Genomic DNA, 20,216 nt, shown 5'->3' with positions numbered 1-20,216 from the left:
GCATCTATACTGTTTCGTGTTACGCCAACTAGTGTTCTCCACGAGTTTAATTTGTGGAATTGGTTTCATGTCAATAGCTTTAATAAATGGAATATGACTTCCGGGTATAGAACTTTGTGGGGTCATTGGAGTTGAAGCATTAGAAATGAAATGTGTACAGTTACTAAGCTGAGATACCGGAATAAGAGTAACCTTTCATATTTCTGCCAACTTTTTGCCGCTCAGTCCATATATGCCGATTACGCCATATTAGGAGCCGTCTCAATCCTCATATGAAGATAAACATGTTCAGTCAAAATGTCTTATATAGGTGATAAGAAAACCAGCGGAAAAAATTAGTATTGACTTTGAAAATAGAAGACTGTATATTATGTTACTATATTCAGAAAATAAAAACTCAAGAGATTCATTTAACATAAAACACTGTGAACGGGAGCAGTAAAAGAATCCAGTCAGAAAAAGAGAGCCGCGGGTTGGTGAAACGCGGACTGATTGTTCTTTGAACTCGCCCGGAAGTGGCAGGGCGGAACGGAATTGTCGGAATATTCCCTATGTCCTAACGGCTGACCTTCGTTAAAAGGTTTTTAAGCTGGATTCCGGATATTCGGGATCAACAAGAGTGGTACCGCGGCTGCCTGAGGCACGCCGTCTCTTTTCTAAAAAGAGGCGGCGTGCTTTTTTATGTGATGAACACTTTTTGCGAGAGGGCGTGTGATAAATGGAAAAGGACAAGCAAACGTTAAAACGGACGATGTCGTCCAGACACATTATGATGATGGCGCTTGGAGGCGCAATCGGGGCCGGGCTCTTTAAAGGCAGCAGCACGGCGATTGATGAAGCGGGGCCGTCCGTGTTACTGGCCTACCTCCTCGGCGGTATCATTCTGCTGTTTATTATGCAGGGGCTGGCCGAAATGGCCGTCAGAAACAAACATGCAAGGACGTTCCGTGATTTGGTTCAGCAGTCTCTCGGGTCGTACGCTGCATACTTTTTAGACTGGATCTATTGGAAAATGTGGGTGCTCAATATTGCCGCGGAGGCGGTCGTAGCTGCCATTTTCATTCAATATTGGCTGCCGGAATGTCCGATATGGATACTGGCTTTGATCATTTCCATCGTGGTGACGGTCGTAAACATGCTTTCTGTGAAACTGTTTGCCGAGACGGAGTACTGGCTCGCGCTCATTAAAATTACGGTGATTGTCATCTTTATTTTATGCGGAATTCTGCTATTATTTTTCTCATTCGGCAATCACACGGCGCCGGGGCTGTCTCATTTAACCGATCACGGAGGGTTTTTCCCGCATGGAGCGGGGGGCGTCATTACGGCGATGCTCGTCGTGATCTACTCATACGGCGGAACGGAAATCATCGGCGTCACGCTGGCGGAGACAAAAAACCCCGAAAAGGTGATTCCGAAAGCTGTCCGAAGCACGTTAACGCGGATTGTCGCTTTTTACTTGCTGCCGTTTTTCATCATCGTCAGCCTGATTCCTTGGAATCAAGTCAACAGCGTTCCCGAAAGCCCGTTTGTCATAGTATTTAAGATGATCGGAATTCCGGGTGCCGACCATATTATGAATGCCGTCATTCTTCTTGCGATTATCTCGTCTATGAACTCGGGACTGTACGGATCATCCCGCGTCTTATTTACGCAGGCTTCTGACGGCCGGGTGCCGAAAATCTTTTCAAAACTATCGAAGAAAAAGGTTCCCGTCTATGCGATTCTGACTTGTACGTCATTTTTATATGTAGGCGTCCTGATTTCATTATTTGCGGGAAGCCGGACGTTTAATTATTTGATGGGTTCCCTCGGCTATACCGTGCTGTTCATCTGGCTGATTATTGGATTCGCCCATTTAAAATCAAGAAAACATTCAACAGAACAGCCGGCTTATTACGTCAAATGGTTCCCGTACACGACATGGTTCGCGGTGCTTGCGCTTTTGGCCATCCTGATCGGCGTAATTGCGACGACGTCCATCGTCATCACATGCATCACTGCGGCCATCTATCTCCTCATTACGGCTGCGTATCTCGTAAAAGGGAGACGTCAATAAATAAAAACTCTTGCCGCGCGGCAAGAGTTTTTTAATGAACGGCCTTTTTTTCTGCGGCCAGAGCAGGTGTTTTCAGTTTCTTCGGTGTTATATTCACAAAACAAATGCTTGTGACGATCAGAAGCAGTCCGGCTAAAAGGCTGACGGTCAGCGGCTCATGCAGAAATATCGAGCTGACGACAATGGATATGAGCGGGATCAGGAAGGTGTAAGAGGCAACCTTGCTTGCTTCCCCTGAACCGACAAGCGTAAAAAAGGCGAGCCAGCCGAGCGCGATGACAAATACCGAAATGAACAGAAGACTGAGAATGAACGGAGCTTTCCATTGAATCGCTGAAAAGCTTTCTGAAAAATGGCCGGAGCTGACAAGCAGCACGCCGCCGATCAGAAGCTGAAGAGCGACCATCCAGATAGAGTCCGCGCGTCCGCCCGTTCTTTTCACATATACCGTGCCGAGCGCCCAGCTGACCGCGGAGCCTAAGGCCAAAAGAATGCCGGCGATGGAAATATGGCCTCCGAAACCGGCTGCGCTGATGACGGCGACACCGGCAAAGCCCAGAATAAGACCGGCTATTTTTAAAGGATACATCGCTTCCCCGAGCCACAGCCAAGAAAAAACGCCCATTAACACCGGCTGGAAAAACACGATGGCTGAAAATAAGCCGGCAGGCAGGTAATTCAAGCCGACCGTTTGCAGGCCGTAAAATAAAGTAATATTTAAAATGGCAGAAATCAGATAGATCGGCCACGTTTCTTTAAAACGCAGCTTTTTAAAACGGGGCAGCGCCACCATTAATAATAGAAGTCCGCCGATCAGCGTGCGGATTCCGGCAAACAGAAGAGGCGGCGAATAGGCGAGCGCGGCCTTTGTCAGCGGCCAGTTAATTCCCCATACCGTGACTAGAAACGCCAGCATAAGAGCCGTCTGTATTTTCGAAAGCTGTTTCACGTCGTTCACTCCTTGTAGAACAATTCCATCATATGATACGGTAATCAGTAAGATAAATAAAATGAATCTTTTTATAAGGAGCATAAGTAAAACGTTATGACGATTACACAACTGCGGGTTTTTGTTCAAATCGCTGAAACGGGAAGCTTTACAAAAGCGGGGCAGGCGCTGAATATGACACAGCCCGCCGTCAGCCATGCCATCTCGGCGCTTGAGTCAGAGCTCGGCATCAAGCTGATCATCCGCGAGCGCCGCAACGGCGTAAGGCTCACGGACACGGGCGGAAAAATTCTCGTTCATATCAGAGAGGTGCTCAAAGGCATAGAAAAAGCCGAGCAGCTGGCGGCCGCGGAAAGAGGGCTTGAACAGGGAACGATTCACATCGGCACATTTCCGGCCGCTTCCGCTTATTTCATTCCAAAACTGATCAGTGTGTTTAAAAAACGGTATCCGAAGCTTGAGTTGGTACTTCATGAAGGAACGGTTAACGAAGTAAAGGAATGGCTCCGCTCCCGGGTAATAGATGTGGGTATCACTCTTTTTCCTACGGAAGACATGGAATATCTGCCGCTGAAAAAAGATAAAATGGCCGTCGTGCTTAGAAATGATCATCCGCTTTGCTGCTGTGAGTCTATCACTCTGAAAGATCTTGACCGCCAGCCGATGATCATCTGTGACGGAGGATACGAATCACCGTTTATTGATATGTTTAAGGAGGCAGGGTCTGTGCTGACTGCCGCATTCACTGTTTACAACGTCAATACGTCCATCAGCATGATCAAAGAGGGGCTGGGAATTGCGATATTATCACAAATGTCTATGTCGGGAATATCGCTGCCGGAAAATGTCGTGACAAGAGAACTCAATCAGGCGGTGTACCGTGATGTTCTGCTTGCCGTTCCGTCTGTAAAAGAGGCTTCATTGGCGGCAAAACTTTTTATTCAAATCGCGCAGGAGCTCACAAAGAATGAATAAAAAGACCCTAATGATCTTAGGGTCCTGAATCTTATCGGTTAATTTTAAAAGAGTTTGTCGTATTGACAAGTTTTGAACCGCTGAACGTAGCTTTGACACGATAATAACCTGTCTTGCATCCTTTTAAAGAGAATGACTTAGTCACCCTTACTGAGAAAGAAAAGGTTGTTTTTTTACAAGTCGTCCATTTCTTTCCGGACTTTCGCTGTAAGTATAGGTTTCCTTTAAAAGTTCGATCTGACGGATACGCTGTACTGAGAGTAAAATCGACACTTTTCGCTTTTTTAGTGTAATAGGAGGCATCGGTAAATCCGCTTACATTTAAATGCTGCTGAGTGCCGGCATAAAAGTCTGCGGCGTATGCCTTATCGGTGTTTCCTGTAAAGAAGATTGCTGCCAGTAAAGCTGTTGTGAGTGCCATTAAGAGTTTTTTACGCATATAGACAATGACTTCCTTCCTATTCAATATCATACATATCTTAACATTATTGGGTCTATTCTTTCAACAATAGATTTTCACTTTTATAGGATGAAAAGCTCATCATATCTGAATGTAATAGATTCATTCATACAGAGTTCACTAGTGACGACCGCTGACTGATTGTTCGAAGATCATCGAATCAAATTGTTTAACTCACGGGAAAAGCTGTGGTAAGGTGTGTGGTAGAGACCTTGTTTAAGATCTGCTTATACTAAACCATAAAGGAGAAAACGATGGCTGAACATACATTGAAAGATACTGCGTTTTCCGTATTGAATTTATCGCCGGTCGTACAGGGGGGAACGGTTGCTGAATCGTTCCGCAACAGCATGGATTTAGCGCGCCGCGCCGAGGAGTGGGGCTATAACCGCTATTGGCTGGCGGAGCATCATAATATAGAAGGAGTTGCCAGTTCGGCAACGGCGGTGCTGATCGGCCATATCGCCGGCGGCACGAAAAAAATCCGCGTCGGTTCAGGGGGCATTATGCTGCCGAATCATTCGTCACTTATAATCGCGGAGCAATTCGGAACCCTTGAAACGTTATATCCGGGGAGGATTGACCTGGGGCTCGGACGCGCGCCGGGAACCGACCAATTAACGGCGAGAGCCTTAAGAAGAAACATAAACAGCGGGGAAGATTTTCCGGAGCAGCTTGAAGAATTGAGAAATTACTTCAAACCGACAGGCAATGTGCGCAATCAAGTCCGCGCCATTCCGGGCGAAGGGCTGGACGTGCCGATCTGGCTTTTGGGATCGAGCGGCTTCAGCGCGCGTCTTGCGGGAGAGCTCGGGCTTCCGTTCGCCTTTGCGGCTCACTTCTCACCGAAAAACACCGTGCCCGCCCTTGAGCTGTACCGAAGCTCCTTCCGTCCGTCAGACGTACTGGATAAACCGTACTCGATGGTCGGCGTCACCGTCATTGCCGCCGATACGGATGAAAAGGCGGAGCATCTGGCGACATCGCATTATCAAAGATTTTTAGACCTCGTCCGCGGCACGCCGAACCAGCTGAAGCCTCCTGTTGAAGACATGGATCAAATCTGGTCGCCGTATGAAAAAGCGATGGTCAATGAACAGCTCAGTTCAACGATCGTCGGCGGACCGGAGCGTGTGAAGGAAAAGCTGGAAAGCTTCATCCGGACCACACAGGCGGATGAAATCATGGTGAATTCAGAAAGCTTTGAGCATGCCGACAGAATGAGATCATTTGAGATCATTGCCGAATTAAAAAACAGCTGAGCAAAAAAAAGCAATGTGCCGCGCACATTGCTTTTTTTATTTCGCCGATCCGCCTGACGGAATTCCGGATGACGAGTTCCGGTTCATACACGACGTCATCCTTCTTCGGTTTTTTATGCTCTAAGCAGTCGATGACGTATTTTGCCGCCGCTTTCCCCATAATGGATTTCGGATGCTTGACAGAGGTGAGCTTCACCTCGGAAATCTGGGCGAAATGTGAATCATCATAGCCCATGATTGACACGTCATCAGGCACCTTTAAGCCGAATTCTCTGAGAAGATTAATCGTCTTCAGCGCAATTTCATCATTATAACAAAGAATGGCCGTCGGGTATGATCCGCTGTTTTGCTCAAGGGTATGCTTAATTTTTTGCAGAAGCACGGTTTCTTTTTCTTCAGTCGTATAAGTCACGATCATGTCCGGAGATGGGAAAATCCCGCGCTCCCGGTGCGCCTGAAGATAGCCGTTCATCCGTTTGACGCCCTGCGTGTCATCCGCTTTAAAGATACCCATAATGTGCGTGTGGCCGAGGGACATGACGTATTCGCAAGCCATCATGCCGCCTTTGACATCATTGACGGAAAAGCTCGGTGCGGCCAGCTCCGCATAAGAGGCGTTAATCATGGCAAACGGAATGCCGTTTTTCTCCAGGTTGAGATAGTAGCCGATGTTGGGCGTCTGCAGCGCGCTTTTCGTAGGCTCGACAATCAGCCCGTCTATATTTTTGGACAGCAGGTTTTCAAGGCCGCGCCGCTCACTTTCTGTATTGTTGTTGGTGCTCGTCAGCAGCATGGAATAGCCCTGTTCGCTTAAATAAGATTCAATTCCCCTGATGATGCTCGGGAAAATATAGTCTGATATGTACGTTGTAATGACACCGATCGTTTTGTTTGAATGCATGGCTGATTTCGCCGTGCGTGAAGCGACAAAGGTGCCTCCGCCCTGAACGCTGTACAGCAGCCCCTGCGAGACCAAATCTCCGATCGCCTTTCTGATGGTATGGCGGCTGACCCCGAACTGCTGCATCAGCTCATTTTCCGTAGGCAGCTTTTCGTCCGGCTGTATTTTTCCTTGATTCAGCCATGAACAAATTTCTTCTTTTACTTGAGCATATTTCGGTAGCATATCAATTCCTCCAAAATGTATACGGACAAATTCCAGTATAACATAGTAAGCCCTTTCATCAAGCTGTAAAAATAATTGACAGATTATGAAAAACTGCTTATTCTTTATTTGTACGTACTAATTTTCCTTATTTTTAGATAAAATTCTTTATAAGTACGTACAAATGTGGCGGTTCTGAAGAAAACAAAGCAACGTCAAGCGCCGCACTCTGTTTTGTAAGCGTTTTTATTCTATTATTCGCGGGAGGGTAAAATTCATGAAGAATCACCCGGCACCAATTGGCTCAAATGTACCTGTCACTCGGCAGCATTCGAAGTGGTTTGTCATTCTCATCTCATGCGCGGCCGGACTGGGAGGGCTTTTGTACGGTTATGACACGGCGGTGATTTCCGGCGCCATCGGTTTCCTGAAAGATTTATACCGCTTAAGTCCTTTTATGGAAGGGCTCGTGATTTCAAGCATTATGATCGGCGGTGTTTTCGGCGTCGGAATTTCCGGATTTTTAAGTGACCGGTTCGGACGGAGAAAGATTTTGATGGCAGCGGCGCTGTTGTTTGCGGTGTCAGCGGTTGTCTCTGCGCTTTCTCAAAGTGTGTCTTCCTTAGTGATCGCCAGAGTCATCGGCGGTCTCGGAATCGGCATGGGCTCCTCGCTTTCTGTCACGTATATTACCGAAGCGGCTCCGCCGGCCATACGCGGCAGTCTGTCTTCACTGTATCAGCTGTTTACGATATTAGGGATCTCCGGCACTTATTTTATTAACCTCGCCGTCCAGCAGTCCGGCTCGTATGAATGGGGGGTGCACACCGGCTGGCGGTGGATGCTCGCTTACGGCATGATTCCGTCCGTCATCTTTTTTATCGTGCTGCTTATCGTGCCGGAAAGTCCGCGCTGGCTTGCGAAAGCGGGGCGCCGGAATGAAGCCCTCGCCGTGCTGACGCGCATTAACGGCGAGCAGACCGCGAAAGAAGAAATCAAACAAATCGAAACGTCTTTACAATTAGAAAAAATGGGTTCATTGTCTCAGCTGTTTAAACCGGGGCTGAGAAAAGCGCTTGTGATCGGGATTCTGCTGGCTTTATTCAATCAGGTCATCGGCATGAACGCAATTACGTATTACGGGCCGGAAATTTTCAAAATGATGGGCTTCGGACAGAATGCGGGGTTTATCACGACATGCATCGTCGGTGTCGTTGAAGTGATTTTCACCATTATCGCGGTTCTTTTAGTCGATAAGGTAGGCCGGAAAAAGCTGATGGGGGTCGGATCTGCCTTTATGGCGCTGTTCATGATCTTAATCGGGGCATCCTTTTATTTTCAGCTGGCGAGCGGTCCGGCTTTAGTCGTCATCATATTGGGATTCGTCGCCGCTTTCTGCGTATCAGTCGGGCCGATTACGTGGATCATGATTTCGGAAATCTTTCCGAACCACCTCCGCGCACGCGCCGCCGGTATTGCGACGATATTCTTATGGGGGGCCAACTGGGCGATCGGCCAGTTCGTGCCGATGATGATCAGCGGGTTGGGGCTCGCGTACACCTTCTGGATATTCGCCGTCATTAATATTCTCTGTTTCTTGTTTGTCGTGACGATCTGCCCTGAGACGAAAAATAAATCATTAGAAGAAATAGAAAAACTCTGGATAAAATGAAAGCGTTTTACGACAAAAGTCCGCTCCGGCGGGCTTTTGTCTGTCACCTTCATTCCGTTTCTGTATATAATGACTGTATCAAGGAGATACTGGTAAATCCTGCGAAGAATGTCGAGGAATTGACCTTTAACAGTTGAATTAACAATGTCATCCTGTTAAAATAATTAAAGAAAGCAGACATAATTTTTTTTGGCTATGATGGGACGTTTTTTGTCATAGCGGGACATTTTCTGTCCAGTATGAATAGGAAGGAACGTTTGAGTCATGAACCAGTTAATACAAGCTCAAAAAAATTATTGCCTGATCTTTTGCTTGTGATGCAGAAAAGATTTGAAATCTTGCAGTATATCAGGCTTACAGAACCGATCGGCCGCAGAAGTCTTGCAGCCAGTCTCGGATTGACCGAGCGCGTTCTCAGAAGCGAGGTTCAGTTCTTGAAAGAACAGAATCTCATCGATATTAAAACAAACGGCATGACAATGACGGAAGAGGGCTATTCACTGCTTTCGATTCTGGAAGATACGATGAAGGATGTTTTAGGATTGACGCTTTTGGAAAAGACATTAAAAGAGCGGCTTAATCTGAAAGACGCCATTATTGTTTCCGGAGACAGCGACCAATCTCCTTGGGTCAAAAAAGAATTAGGGAGAGCGGCCGTTGCATGTATGAAAAAGAGATTTTCAGGCAAAAATATCGTCGCTGTAACCGGCGGTACGACAATTGAAGCCGTCGCCGATATGATGACGCCGGATTCAAAAAACCGCGAGCTCCTGTTTGTGCCCGCAAGAGGCGGTTTAGGCGAAGACGTGAAAAACCAGGCGAACACCATATGCGCGCATATGGCGGAAAAGGCTTCAGGCACTTACCGGCTTTTGTTCGTTCCCGGACAGCTGTCACAAGGCGCCTACTCATCTATTATTGAAGAACCTTCCGTAAAAGAGGTGCTTCACACGATTAAATCAGCGAGTATGCTCGTTCACGGAATCGGCGAAGCTAGAACAATGGCGGAGCGAAGAAACACGCCTTTGGAAGATTTGAAGAAAATAGATGACAATCATGCGGTGACAGAGGCATTCGGCTACTACTTTAATGCGGACGGAGAAGTCGTTCACAAGGTGCATTCAGTCGGAATGCAGCTCGATGACCTCGATGCCATTCCCGACATTATTGCGGTAGCGGGCGGATCATCAAAAGCGGAAGCAATCGAAGCTTATTTTAAAAAGCAGCGAAACACGGTTCTCGTCACGGACGAAGGAGCCGCAAAGAAGTTATTAAGGGATAACAGTCCCTCAATATAAATATCTCTCACTTATTTAAAGGAGGAAATAATCATGGCAGTAAAAGTCGGTATTAACGGTTTTGGTCGTATTGGACGTAACGTATTCCGCGCAGCATTAAACAATCCTGAAGTTGAGGTAGTAGCAGTTAACGATTTAACAGACGCTAACATGCTTGCTCATCTTTTACAATATGATTCCGTACACGGAAAATTAGATGCAGAAGTTAAAGTTGACGGCAGCAACCTTGTTGTTAACGGCAAAACAATCGAAGTTTCTGCTGAGCGCGATCCTGCGAAACTCAGCTGGGGCAAACAAGGCGTTGAAATCGTAGTTGAATCTACTGGTTTCTTCACAAAACGCGCAGACGCTGCGAAACACTTAGAAGCAGGCGCGAAAAAAGTTATCATCTCTGCACCTGCTAACGAAGAAGATATCACAATCGTTATGGGTGTTAACGAAGACAAATACGATGCGGCTAACCACCATGTTATCTCTAACGCATCTTGCACAACAAACTGCCTTGCGCCGTTTGCAAAAGTACTTAACGACAAATTCGGCATCAAACGCGGTATGATGACAACTGTTCACTCTTACACAAACGATCAGCAAATTCTTGATCTTCCGCACAAAGACTACCGTCGTGCGCGTGCAGCAGCTGAAAACATCATTCCTACATCAACTGGTGCTGCTAAAGCAGTTTCCCTTGTTCTTCCTGAACTGAAAGGCAAACTGAACGGCGGAGCTATGCGTGTGCCGACTCCAAACGTTTCTCTTGTTGACCTAGTTGCTGAACTTAACAAAGACGTAACGGCTGAAGACGTAAACGCAGCTCTTAAAGAAGCGGCTGAAGGCGATCTTAAAGGAATCCTTGGATACAGCGAAGAGCCATTAGTATCCGGAGACTACAACGGCAATGCTAACTCTTCTACAATCGATGCTCTTTCTACAATGGTTATGGAAGGCAGCATGGTAAAAGTAATCTCTTGGTACGATAACGAAAGCGGCTACTCTAACCGCGTTGTTGACCTTGCAGCTTACATCGCAAAACAAGGTCTTTAATTCATAGCTCCCGGAAAGGGCCGGACTTGGTTCTTTCGGACAGAAACGCTATAATGAAAGCGGACAAGGGAAGGGGACGGACTCCCTTTCCCTTTTTCCATGAGAACCGGCTTTCAGAAAGCGCCGGATTGCTGCAGAACGTCCGCGTTTTGAAGTTTCCGCGGCACTTTCGTTTTCTGAGCCGCCTGCCCTGGCTCAGAAGACGATCTGCCCCGTGCCCGGAAGCTGCAATCTGCCCCGCGGCGGAAGCATCATGAGGCGGTTTCACGTTTCACGTTTTTCGTGCTATGCAAACCATTTTGAAGGAGGATCTCCTAAGGCATGAATAAAAAAACAGTAAAAGACATCGACGTAAAAGGCAAAGTCGTATTCTGCCGCGTTGACTTTAACGTTCCAATGAAAGACGGGGAAGTAACAGACGATACTCGTATCCGAGCTGCGCTTCCAACAATCAAACACCTTGCAGACCAAGGCGCGAAAGTCCTTCTTGCGAGCCACTTAGGCCGCCCGAAAGGCGAAGTGGTTGAGGAGCTTCGTTTAACTCCTGTCGCTGCACGCTTAGGCGAACTGCTCGGAAAAGAAGTGAAAAAAGCGGATGAAGCTTACGGCGATGCTGTAAAAGCACAAATTTCTGATATGAAGGACGGAGACGTTCTTGTATTGGAAAACGTACGTTTCTACCCTGGTGAAGAGAAAAACGATCCTGAGCTTGCTAAAGCATTTGCTGAGCTTGCGGATGTATATGTCAATGACGCATTCGGTGCTGCCCACCGTGCTCACGCATCTACAGCCGGAATTGCCGAGCATCTGCCGGCGGTTGCAGGATTCCTGATGGAAAAAGAGCTTGACGTTCTCGGCAAAGCCGTGACAAATCCTGAGCGCCCGTTTACGGCAATCATCGGCGGCGCGAAAGTAAAAGACAAAATCGGCGTAATCGAAAGTCTGCTTGATAAAGTGGACAACCTGATCATCGGCGGAGGTCTTGCTTACACATTCGTAAAAGCGCTTGGCTATGAAGTCGGTAAATCTCTTCTTGAAGAAGATAAAATCGAACTTGCAAAATCATTCATGGACCGCGCGAAAGAAAAAGGCGTTAAATTCTATATGCCGGAAGACGTTCTCGTTGCTGATGATTTCTCTAACGATGCAAACGTTCAAATCGTGCCGATCTCTGAGATCCCAAGTGATTTAGAAGCGATCGACATCGGAACGAAAACCCGCGAAACGTACGCTGAAGTTATCAAAAACAGCAAACTTGTCGTATGGAACGGACCGATGGGCGTATTCGAAATCGACTTGTTCGCTCAAGGCACAAAAGCAGTGGCTGAAGCATTGGCAGAGGCAAACGATACATACTCTGTCATCGGCGGAGGAGACTCTGCGGCAGCCGTTGAAAAATTCGGCCTTGCTGACAAAATGAGCCATATCTCAACAGGCGGCGGCGCATCCCTTGAATTCATGGAAGGCAAAGAGCTTCCGGGTGTAGCTGCGCTGAACGATAAATAAAAACTGCTATAAGGAAGTGGAACAGATGAGAAAACCAATTATAGCCGGTAACTGGAAAATGAACAAAACACTCGGCGAGGCTGTCAGCTTCGTTGAAGAAGTGAAATCTTCCATTCCAGCAGCAGACAAAGCGGAAGCCGTTGTTTGCGCACCAGCTCTTTTCTTAGAAAAGCTGACTTCTGCTGTTAAAGGAACTGACCTGAAAGTCGGCGCCCAAAACATGCATTTTGAAGAAAACGGTGCGTTCACAGGTGAAATCAGCCCGGTCGCTCTGAAAGACCTTGGCGTGGATTACTGCGTCATCGGACACTCTGAGCGCCGTGAAATGTTCGCTGAAACTGATGAAACAGTTAACAAAAAAGCGCATGCCGCTTTCAAACACGGCATTGTGCCGATCATTTGCGTAGGTGAAACGCTTGAAGAGCGCGAAGCCGGAAAAACAAATGATCTTGTTGCCGATCAAGTGAAAAAAGGTCTTGCGGGTCTTTCTGAAGAGCAAGTTGCCGCTTCCGTTATTGCGTACGAGCCAATCTGGGCAATCGGAACAGGCAAGTCTTCTACAGCAAAAGATGCAAATGACGTCTGCGCGCATATCCGTAAAGTCGTTGCTGAAAGCTTCAGCCAGGAAACTGCTGACAAGCTCCGCATTCAATACGGAGGCAGCGTAAAACCTGCAAATATTAAAGAATATATGGCAGAGTCCGATATTGACGGTGCTTTGGTCGGCGGCGCAAGCCTTGAACCGCAGTCATTCGTTCAATTATTGGAGGAAGGTCAATATGAGTAAAAAACCAGCTGCACTCATCATTCTTGATGGGTTCGGATTACGCAATGAAACAGTCGGAAACGCAGTCGCACAAGCGAAAAAACCGAATTTCGACCGTTATTGGAACCAATACCCTCATCAGACGCTGACGGCATCAGGCGAAGCAGTCGGACTGCCTGAAGGACAGATGGGGAACTCTGAAGTCGGTCATTTGAATATCGGCGCAGGACGTATTGTGTACCAAAGCTTAACACGCGTGAACGTTGCCATCCGCGAAGGCGAATTCGAACGCAATCAAACGTTCCTTGACGCCATCAAAAACGCGAAAGACAACGACAAAGCGCTGCACCTGTTCGGCCTTCTTTCTGACGGAGGCGTACACAGTCACATCAATCATTTATTCGCGCTGCTGAAACTTGCGAAAAGTGAAGGACTGACGAAGGTGTATATTCACGGTTTCCTCGACGGCCGCGATGTAGGTCCGCAAACGGCGAAAACTTACATTCAGCAGCTGAATGAGCAGATCGAAGAAATCGGTGTCGGCGAAATCGCCAGCATTTCCGGACGCTACTACTCCATGGACCGCGACAAACGCTGGGACCGTGTGGAAAAAGCGTACCGCGCAATGGCTTACGGCGAAGGCCCGTCTTACCGCAGCGCGATGGATGTAGTCGACGATTCTTATGCGAACGGCATTCATGATGAATTCGTCATTCCGTCCGTCATCACAAAAGAAAACGGTGAACCCGTTGCGAAAATTCATGACGGCGATTCTGTGATTTTCTATAATTTCAGACCAGACCGCGCCATCCAGATTTCAAACACGTTTACCAACAAAGATTTCCGCGATTTCGACCGCGGTGAAAATCATCCGAAAAACCTGTATTTCGTCTGCCTGACTCACTTCAGTGAATCTGTTGACGGATATGTGGCTTTTAAACCGGTAAACCTTGACAATACGGTCGGTGAAGTATTAGCACAGCACGGGTTAAAACAGCTTCGCATTGCAGAAACTGAAAAGTATCCGCACGTTACGTTCTTTATGAGCGGCGGCCGCGAAGAAGAATTCCCGGGCGAAGAGCGCATCCTCATTAACTCGCCGAAGGTCGCGACATATGACCTGAAGCCTGAAATGAGCGCGTATGAAGTGAAGGATGCTCTTGTAAAAGAAATCGCGGCTGACAAGCACGACGCGATCATCCTGAACTTTGCAAACCCTGACATGGTCGGCCACTCCGGAATGGTCGAACCGACGATTAAAGCAATTGAAGCAGTGGACGAATGCTTAGGCGAAGTGGTTGACGCCATTATCGCTAAAGGCGGACATGCCATCATTACCGCTGATCACGGTAATGCGGACATTCTGATTACAGAAACAGGCGAACCGCACACTGCCCATACGACAAACCCAGTCCCTGTCATTGTGACGAAAGAAGGCGTGACGCTGCGCGAAGGCGGAATCCTAGGCGACCTCGCACCAACGTTATTAGACCTTCTCGGTGTTGAAAAACCGAAAGAAATGACCGGAACATCTTTAATTCAAAAATAAGCGTAAATCAAAAGGAGAGACAAACTCATGCCATACATTGTTGATGTTTATGCACGCGAAGTCCTTGACTCCCGCGGCAACCCGACAGTTGAAGTTGAAGTATATACAGAAACAGGAGCTTTCGGCCGCGCATTAGTGCCAAGCGGAGCTTCTACAGGTGAATACGAAGCGGTTGAGCTTCGTGACGGCGACAAAGACCGTTACCTTGGAAAAGGCGTGTTAACTGCTGTTAACAACGTAAACGAAATCATTTCTCCAGAGCTTCTCGGCTTTGACGTAACTGAACAAAACGCAATCGATCAGCTTTTAATCGAGCTTGACGGAACTGAAAACAAAGGCAAACTCGGTGCGAACGCAATCCTTGGCGTATCTATGGCTTGTGCGCGCGCAGCTGCTGATTTCTTACAGATTCCTCTTTACCAATACCTTGGAGGATTCAACTCAAAAACGCTTCCTGTACCGATGATGAACATCGTAAACGGCGGAGAGCATGCTGACAACAACGTAGACATTCAAGAATTCATGATTATGCCTGTAGGCGCGCCTAACTTCCGTGAAGCGCTTCGCATGGGCGCTCAAATCTTCCACAGCCTGAAATCAGTTCTTTCTGCTAAAGGAATGAACACAGCTGTAGGTGACGAAGGCGGATTCGCTCCGAACCTTGGTTCTAACGAAGAAGCGCTTCAAACAATCGTTGAAGCAATCGAAAAAGCCGGCTTCAAACCTGGCGAAGAAGTGAAGCTTGCTATGGATGCTGCATCTTCTGAGTTCTACAACAAAGAAGACGGCAAATACCATCTGTCTGGCGAAGGCGTTGTGAAAACATCTGCTGAAATGGTTGACTGGTACGAAGAAATGGTTTCTAAATACCCAATCATCTCTATCGAAGACGGACTTGACGAGAACGACTGGGAAGGCCACAAACTTCTTACAGAGCGTCTTGGCAAAAAAGTTCAGCTTGTCGGTGACGACCTTTTCGTTACAAACACGAAAAAGCTTGCTGAAGGTATCAAAAACGGCGTAGGCAACTCTATCCTGATCAAAGTAAACCAAATCGGTACATTGACTGAAACATTCGATGCGATCGAAATGGCGAAACGCGCGGGCTACACTGCCGTTATCTCTCACCGTTCAGGTGAAACTGAAGACAGCACAATCGCTGACATCGCTGTGGCAACTAATGCAGGACAAATCAAAACAGGTGCTCCGTCCCGTACGGACCGTGTTGCGAAATACAACCAGCTTCTTCGCATCGAAGATCAGTTGGCTGAAACTGCTCAATACCACGGTATCAACTCTTTCTATAACTTGAATAAGTAATCGAAAAAACCTCCCCACGGGGAGGTTTTTTTATATGTCTGCATAAAGCCTTATCATGTCGCGGCACTGTATCCCGTTTTCGAAAATCTCCTCTTCATAATGCCTGATGAAAAAATCATGGTCGATGGCTTGAAGTCTGAAGCCGCATTTTTGATAAAGGGCAAGCTGGCCTATACTGGAGTTGCCCGTTCCGATTTCAATAGTCGCCGCTCCCATTTGTTTTGCCTTATTCATGGCCTCTTCTATGAGCTTTCTGCCGATGCCTTTGTTCTGCATTGATTCGTTTACCGCAATATTGACGATTTCCACCGTTTTTGGTCTTGTTTTTAAAAGGACGAAGACCCCTGCAAGCTCGTCTGACGTCCAAGCCGTATAGCATTCTCCTCTTACAAGATAATCATCGACAATCTCTTTCGACGGATCGGCCAGCAGCAATAGTTCATACAGCGCTTCATCCGGCTCCGCGGCTTTTCGGATGCTCAGTTTTTGCATGTCTGTTTCTCCTCCTCCGTTATGATCGACAGCTATTTTTCAAAATAACTCCAAAATCATTCTACTTTATTATAAAATATGAAACATAGGAAAAGTTATACAAGTTTTGCAGATTGAATAGGAGGAAAGTCATGTTTTTTTGTAAGTATTGCGGCCGACAGAACAACGAAGAGGCGCATTTCTGTAAAGAATGCGGAAAACCGATCGGGAAAGGAAGCCGGCTTGAACGGCAGGCGGCTGTAAGAGCGGCTGAACCTGCTTCACAAATGAGAAAGCCGATCCCTAAAAAAACGCTCTTCATATGGGGCGGCATTGCCGCAGCGCTGATCTTATTGATTGCCGCATATAAAACCGGAGCCTGGCTGACATCTGAAAAAAGGCTCACAGATCAATTCGAACAGGCGGTTCATGACGGGGACACGAAAAAGCTCGCAGCCCTGCTCACTCCTTCAGACAAAAAACTGAAGCTGAATGAGACCAATGTCAAACCGCTCCTTGCATACGCAAAGAAACACGATGAACTGCTGGCAACGCTTCGCGGCAATTCATCAGAAAAAGATGCGGTATACGTCAAAAAAGAGGGTAAAACCCTTCTATTGTTTGACCATTACGAACTGAAAGTCGATCCGGTTTATTTCCGCGTCACCAGCAATTATAAAGGCGCCGATCTTTATATCAACAGCGAGAAAACAGGGACGGTCAAAAAAGCCGATGAAACCCAAATCTTCGGCCCGTATGCACCCGGTGTCTACACGGCGGAAGCCAAGCTTAAAAATGACACGGTTGACGTTGTCAAAAAGCAAGAGGCAGAGGCGGCCGGCAGCCGGAATGTTGATTTTGACCTGCCGTTAGACGCCGAGGATGTGACGTTTACTCCGGCAGACAGCTTCAAAAACGCGAAAGGCGATCTGCTGATAAACGGCAAGTCCGTCCATAAAGATCCTTTTAAATCCGTTACATACGGTCCGCTCTTAACTGACGGTTCCATGACAGCCGCCGTGGAGGCTGATTTTCCTTGGGGAAAAATGAAAACTGCCGATGTTCCGATCAACAGTACTGATGTGGACTTAACGCTTATCCCGGATCAAGATACACAACAAACAATCATGGACACGATTGTCAAAACAACGAAGCAGTATACAAAAGCGATGGCAGACGGAAATACCGATCAGATGACCGAGGCTGGTTACGCTTGGAAAGAGCAGACGAAAGAAGTGGTATCCGGCATGAAGAGTTCCGGCACCTTTTTGAAAGATCAGTATAAAGAGACAAGCTTTGATCTGGATTCATTTGCGATTTCTCAAGAGAACGGCCGCTGGCAAGCAACTGTTACGGGTAAAGAGCTTCATGAGTCTGCTTATTTCGACGGGAATACGAAGCCTGATATGGAAGAGGCTGAGCCGAGCTTTCATTATGTACTCTCATATGATACAAAACATAAAAAATGGGTTTTCGAAAAAGCTGACCCTGCCTCAGATTCTTCTGGGACAAATGTAAAAAAAATAAAAAACGACCAGCCGAAAACCTATACATCCGCATGGGCATCTTCCAAAGGAAATACAGCTTCAGGCAGCGTGACAAACGAGCAAGTCACATCGTTTATGACTGATTACCTGACAAATCAATCAAGCGCCGTCAGCCTTAACAATTTTGCCATCATGGCGGGCAATTTAGAAGAGGGAAGCCCTTTGTATGCTGATCAGCAGAAACTGGTCAAAAAACTGCACAGCGAGGGGACGACCGAAGTATTTAATGAAGTGAATGTCAAAAGCTTTTCACAGAAAGGCTCTCATCTGACGATTCATACGTACGAGGAGTTTTATATTACGAAAGCCGGCGGCAGTCCGAAGCTCAGAACATACAATTGGACGTATGGCGGCGTTGTCAAAGACGGAAGAATCTATTTAACATCCATTCAATAAAAAAACCCCGCGCCAATCAGGCGGCGGGGATTTCCGTTTTTAAAAGAAGAAATAATTCATGAGTTCTTTCATATAATGCTTGATCGTGAATTGAAACGTTACGCAAATGATCAAATAGATGACGATAACAGAATAAATGATATCCGCTTTAGCCGGGAGCTGATGCTGATAGCTCGCCAGCATGAGCGGAGGCACGGCAAACGCCGCTCCTAAAAGACCGACAGCCAGAATGGTGAAGCAAACGGTTGTATGAAGCAGCATAAAAATAAGTGCAAGAAGCAAAATAGCTGTAAACGGAATCAAAAATGCCCCGAATCTGGACAGCGAATCTTTAAATGACACCTGCGCGCCGCCGGCCTTCAAAGCGATAAAAATCAAGAGATACAGGCAAAAAACGCATAATGCAAAGGTAAGCGCCGGTTTGACCACAACCGCGGTAAAACTGACGTCACGAAAGCCGTCTGATAAGAGAATATAAAACATAATCGGCGTCACCAGACAGAAAAGCACCATGTTGATGATGCTGCTGACAAGCTGTTCGCCGCCTGTCGTTTTACATGTTTGGTACGGTCGCTTTAACACATCAAGCACGAATAAGGCAAATTGCTTTGAAGCCTGCTTAGCGGCGGCGCCGGCCTGAGCGGCCTGGCCCTGCGTTTGGCCTGCGCCTCCCTGCCCGGGCTGGGGCGCCCCGCACTTTTCACAAAACTTTCCGCCATCAGTATGATGGCCGCATTGAGAACAATACATTCTAAAACTCCTTTTACAAGTAATATAGGGATTTTGTTCAATATTTACATTATAAAAGAAAATAGGACGGATGTAACGGAGTTTTCTAAAGATATACAAATCACCTTCTCTATGAATTGATAATAGAGAAAAAGTACCCTTTATGGTAGAATTTTATTGGAGCTGATAGATATCATGTCTCTCGGCGCATTGATTCAGAGTGAAAAAGGAAATTAACGCATGCTAAAAAAATTGAAAATGCTTTATCGGCTGTTGAAATTCGGAAAAGGCTTATGGAGATAGCAAACAGAAAAACCGTCCTTACAAGGACGGTTTTTTTCTGTTTCCGGATCGTCCGGCTGAGGTTATAAAAAGCAGACCCCGGGGTAAAAAACCATGCATAAGAAACAGCGGAGAACAAAACATAACTCAATAACGGCAAGTCATAAGGAGGTACGCATGTTTTCATTCATCATTCATGTCTTCATTTCACTGTTTGCAGTCTCCAATCCCATCGGAAACGTGCCGATTTTTCTTTCACTGACGGAAGGGTACTCGGAGAAAGAACGGACAGCGATCGCGCGCAAGGCTTCCGTGCTGTCGTTTATCATCTTGGCGGCTTTTTTAATCTTCGGCCATCTGATCTTTAAACTGTTTGACATTAACATTCATGCCTTACGTATCGCGGGCGGCATTTTTATTTTCGGCATCGCTTATAATCTTCTGAACGCGAAGAAATCTCATGTGCAGTCTCTCCATCATGAAGAGAAAGGGGAGAGCAAGGAGAAAGCTGATATATCTGTGACGCCTTTGTCGATTCCGATTATCGCCGGACCCGGTACGATCGCGACGGTGATGAGTCTGTCGGCCGGCCATGGCGGCATCTTCCATTACATCAGCGTGCTTATCGGCATTGCGGCCGTCATCGCGATGACGTTCATCTTCTTTCACTATTCATCTTTCATCAGCAATAAGCTCGGGAAAACCGAAATGAACGTCATTACCCGACTGATGGGGCTGATTTTGGCGGTGGTGGCGATCGGCATGATCGGCGCCGGTCTGAAAGGAATGTTCCCGATATTGGTTTCCTGACTTAAAAAAGCAGCGCCCG

16 protein-coding genes, 1 pseudogene and 1 other annotated feature are annotated in these 20,216 nt (G+C 47.0%); of the genes and pseudogenes, 12 read left to right on the top strand and 5 right to left on the bottom strand.

The features are described from left to right. Positions 1 to 416: 416 nt before the first annotated feature. Positions 417 to 656, top strand: a binding site (T-box leader). Positions 657 to 718: 62 nt separating this feature from the next. Continuing rightward, positions 719 to 2,059, top strand: a complete 1,341-nt coding sequence (locus D368_RS07790) for an amino acid permease (RefSeq protein ID WP_003151592.1) — start codon at positions 719 to 721, stop codon at positions 2,057 to 2,059. Positions 2,060 to 2,090: 31 nt separating this feature from the next. On the opposite strand, the gene D368_RS07785 is transcribed toward D368_RS07790, so the two are convergent. Beyond that, positions 2,091 to 3,008: a DMT family transporter gene (locus tag D368_RS07785; protein ID WP_070082403.1), complete on the bottom strand. Its 918-nt coding sequence runs from the start codon at positions 3,006 to 3,008 to the stop codon at positions 2,091 to 2,093. Between the two features lie 96 nt (positions 3,009 to 3,104). On the opposite strand from D368_RS07785, the gene D368_RS07780 reads away from it, so the two are divergent. Further along, positions 3,105 to 3,983 carry a LysR family transcriptional regulator gene (locus D368_RS07780; RefSeq protein WP_071392304.1) on the top strand — a complete coding sequence of 293 codons (879 nt, stop codon included), beginning with the start codon at positions 3,105 to 3,107 and terminating at the stop codon, positions 3,981 to 3,983. A gap of 31 nt (positions 3,984 to 4,014) precedes the next feature. Here D368_RS07780 and D368_RS07775 read toward each other — a convergent pair whose 3' ends face one another. Next, complete coding sequence (locus tag D368_RS07775; protein ID WP_128574697.1) at positions 4,015 to 4,422, bottom strand: hypothetical protein; 408 nt, start codon at positions 4,420 to 4,422, stop codon at positions 4,015 to 4,017. A gap of 275 nt (positions 4,423 to 4,697) precedes the next feature. On the opposite strand from D368_RS07775, the gene D368_RS07770 reads away from it, so the two are divergent. Beyond that, a complete protein-coding gene (locus D368_RS07770; RefSeq protein ID WP_128574696.1) occupies positions 4,698 to 5,705 on the top strand; it encodes an LLM class flavin-dependent oxidoreductase in 1,008 nt (335 codons plus the stop codon). On the opposite strand, the gene araR is transcribed toward D368_RS07770, so the two are convergent. Then, positions 5,680 to 6,831: an arabinose utilization transcriptional regulator AraR gene (gene araR, locus D368_RS07765; protein WP_486129238.1), complete on the bottom strand. Its 1,152-nt coding sequence runs from the start codon at positions 6,829 to 6,831 to the stop codon at positions 5,680 to 5,682. The genes D368_RS07770 and araR overlap by 26 nt on opposite strands. A 256-nt stretch (positions 6,832 to 7,087) precedes the next feature. Here araR and araE point away from each other — a divergent pair, with 256 nt between their 5' ends. From araE to eno, 7 genes and pseudogenes are all read left to right on the top strand, one after another. Continuing rightward, positions 7,088 to 8,482, top strand: coding sequence for an arabinose-proton symporter AraE (araE, locus tag D368_RS07760; RefSeq protein WP_003151605.1), 1,395 nt, complete (start codon positions 7,088 to 7,090; stop codon positions 8,480 to 8,482). A 264-nt stretch (positions 8,483 to 8,746) separates the two neighbouring features. Next, positions 8,747 to 9,780 (top strand): annotated as a pseudogene (gene cggR / locus D368_RS07755) (gapA transcriptional regulator CggR). Positions 9,781 to 9,813: 33 nt separating this feature from the next. Further along, entirely contained in the window at positions 9,814 to 10,821 is a 1,008-nt protein-coding gene (gap, locus tag D368_RS07750; protein ID WP_003151611.1) for a type I glyceraldehyde-3-phosphate dehydrogenase, read from the top strand. A 321-nt stretch (positions 10,822 to 11,142) separates the two neighbouring features. Then, the gene (locus D368_RS07740) at positions 11,143 to 12,327 is read left to right on the top strand and encodes a phosphoglycerate kinase (RefSeq protein ID WP_003151616.1); all 1,185 of its coding nucleotides are present in this window, start codon (positions 11,143 to 11,145) and stop codon (positions 12,325 to 12,327) included. 25 nt (positions 12,328 to 12,352) lie between these two features. Continuing rightward, entirely contained in the window at positions 12,353 to 13,114 is a 762-nt protein-coding gene (gene tpiA / locus D368_RS07735; protein ID WP_003151618.1) for a triose-phosphate isomerase, read from the top strand. Next, positions 13,107 to 14,642, top strand: coding sequence for a 2,3-bisphosphoglycerate-independent phosphoglycerate mutase (gene gpmI, locus D368_RS07730; RefSeq protein ID WP_003151620.1), 1,536 nt, complete (start codon positions 13,107 to 13,109; stop codon positions 14,640 to 14,642). The genes tpiA and gpmI overlap by 8 nt, the downstream gene beginning before the upstream one ends. Before the next feature lie 27 nt (positions 14,643 to 14,669). Continuing rightward, positions 14,670 to 15,962 carry a phosphopyruvate hydratase gene (gene eno / locus D368_RS07725; protein ID WP_007409956.1) on the top strand — a complete coding sequence of 431 codons (1,293 nt, stop codon included), beginning with the start codon at positions 14,670 to 14,672 and terminating at the stop codon, positions 15,960 to 15,962. Between the two features lie 30 nt (positions 15,963 to 15,992). Here the strand turns inward: eno and D368_RS07720 are convergent, their stop codons facing one another. Then, positions 15,993 to 16,454 carry a GNAT family N-acetyltransferase gene (locus tag D368_RS07720; RefSeq protein WP_128574695.1) on the bottom strand — a complete coding sequence of 154 codons (462 nt, stop codon included), beginning with the start codon at positions 16,452 to 16,454 and terminating at the stop codon, positions 15,993 to 15,995. Between the two features lie 131 nt (positions 16,455 to 16,585). Between D368_RS07720 and D368_RS07715 the strand changes: the two genes are divergently transcribed. Further along, positions 16,586 to 18,376, top strand: a complete 1,791-nt coding sequence (locus D368_RS07715) for a zinc ribbon domain-containing protein (protein ID WP_062623564.1) — start codon at positions 16,586 to 16,588, stop codon at positions 18,374 to 18,376. Between the two features lie 39 nt (positions 18,377 to 18,415). Here D368_RS07715 and D368_RS07710 read toward each other — a convergent pair whose 3' ends face one another. After that, complete coding sequence (locus D368_RS07710; protein WP_128574694.1) at positions 18,416 to 19,126, bottom strand: zinc ribbon domain-containing protein; 711 nt, start codon at positions 19,124 to 19,126, stop codon at positions 18,416 to 18,418. Positions 19,127 to 19,564: 438 nt separating this feature from the next. Here D368_RS07710 and D368_RS07705 point away from each other — a divergent pair, with 438 nt between their 5' ends. Beyond that, positions 19,565 to 20,197, top strand: a complete 633-nt coding sequence (locus tag D368_RS07705; RefSeq protein ID WP_007409973.1) for an NAAT family transporter — start codon at positions 19,565 to 19,567, stop codon at positions 20,195 to 20,197. Positions 20,198 to 20,216: the final 19 nt, after the last annotated feature.

Source organism: Paenibacillus lentimorbus NRRL B-30488, from assembly GCF_000411595.1.
GTDB lineage: Bacteria > Bacillota > Bacilli > Bacillales > Bacillaceae > Bacillus > Bacillus velezensis.
Note: the sequence above shows the minus strand (reverse complement) of the source record. Positions and strands in the feature narration are given on the sequence as shown.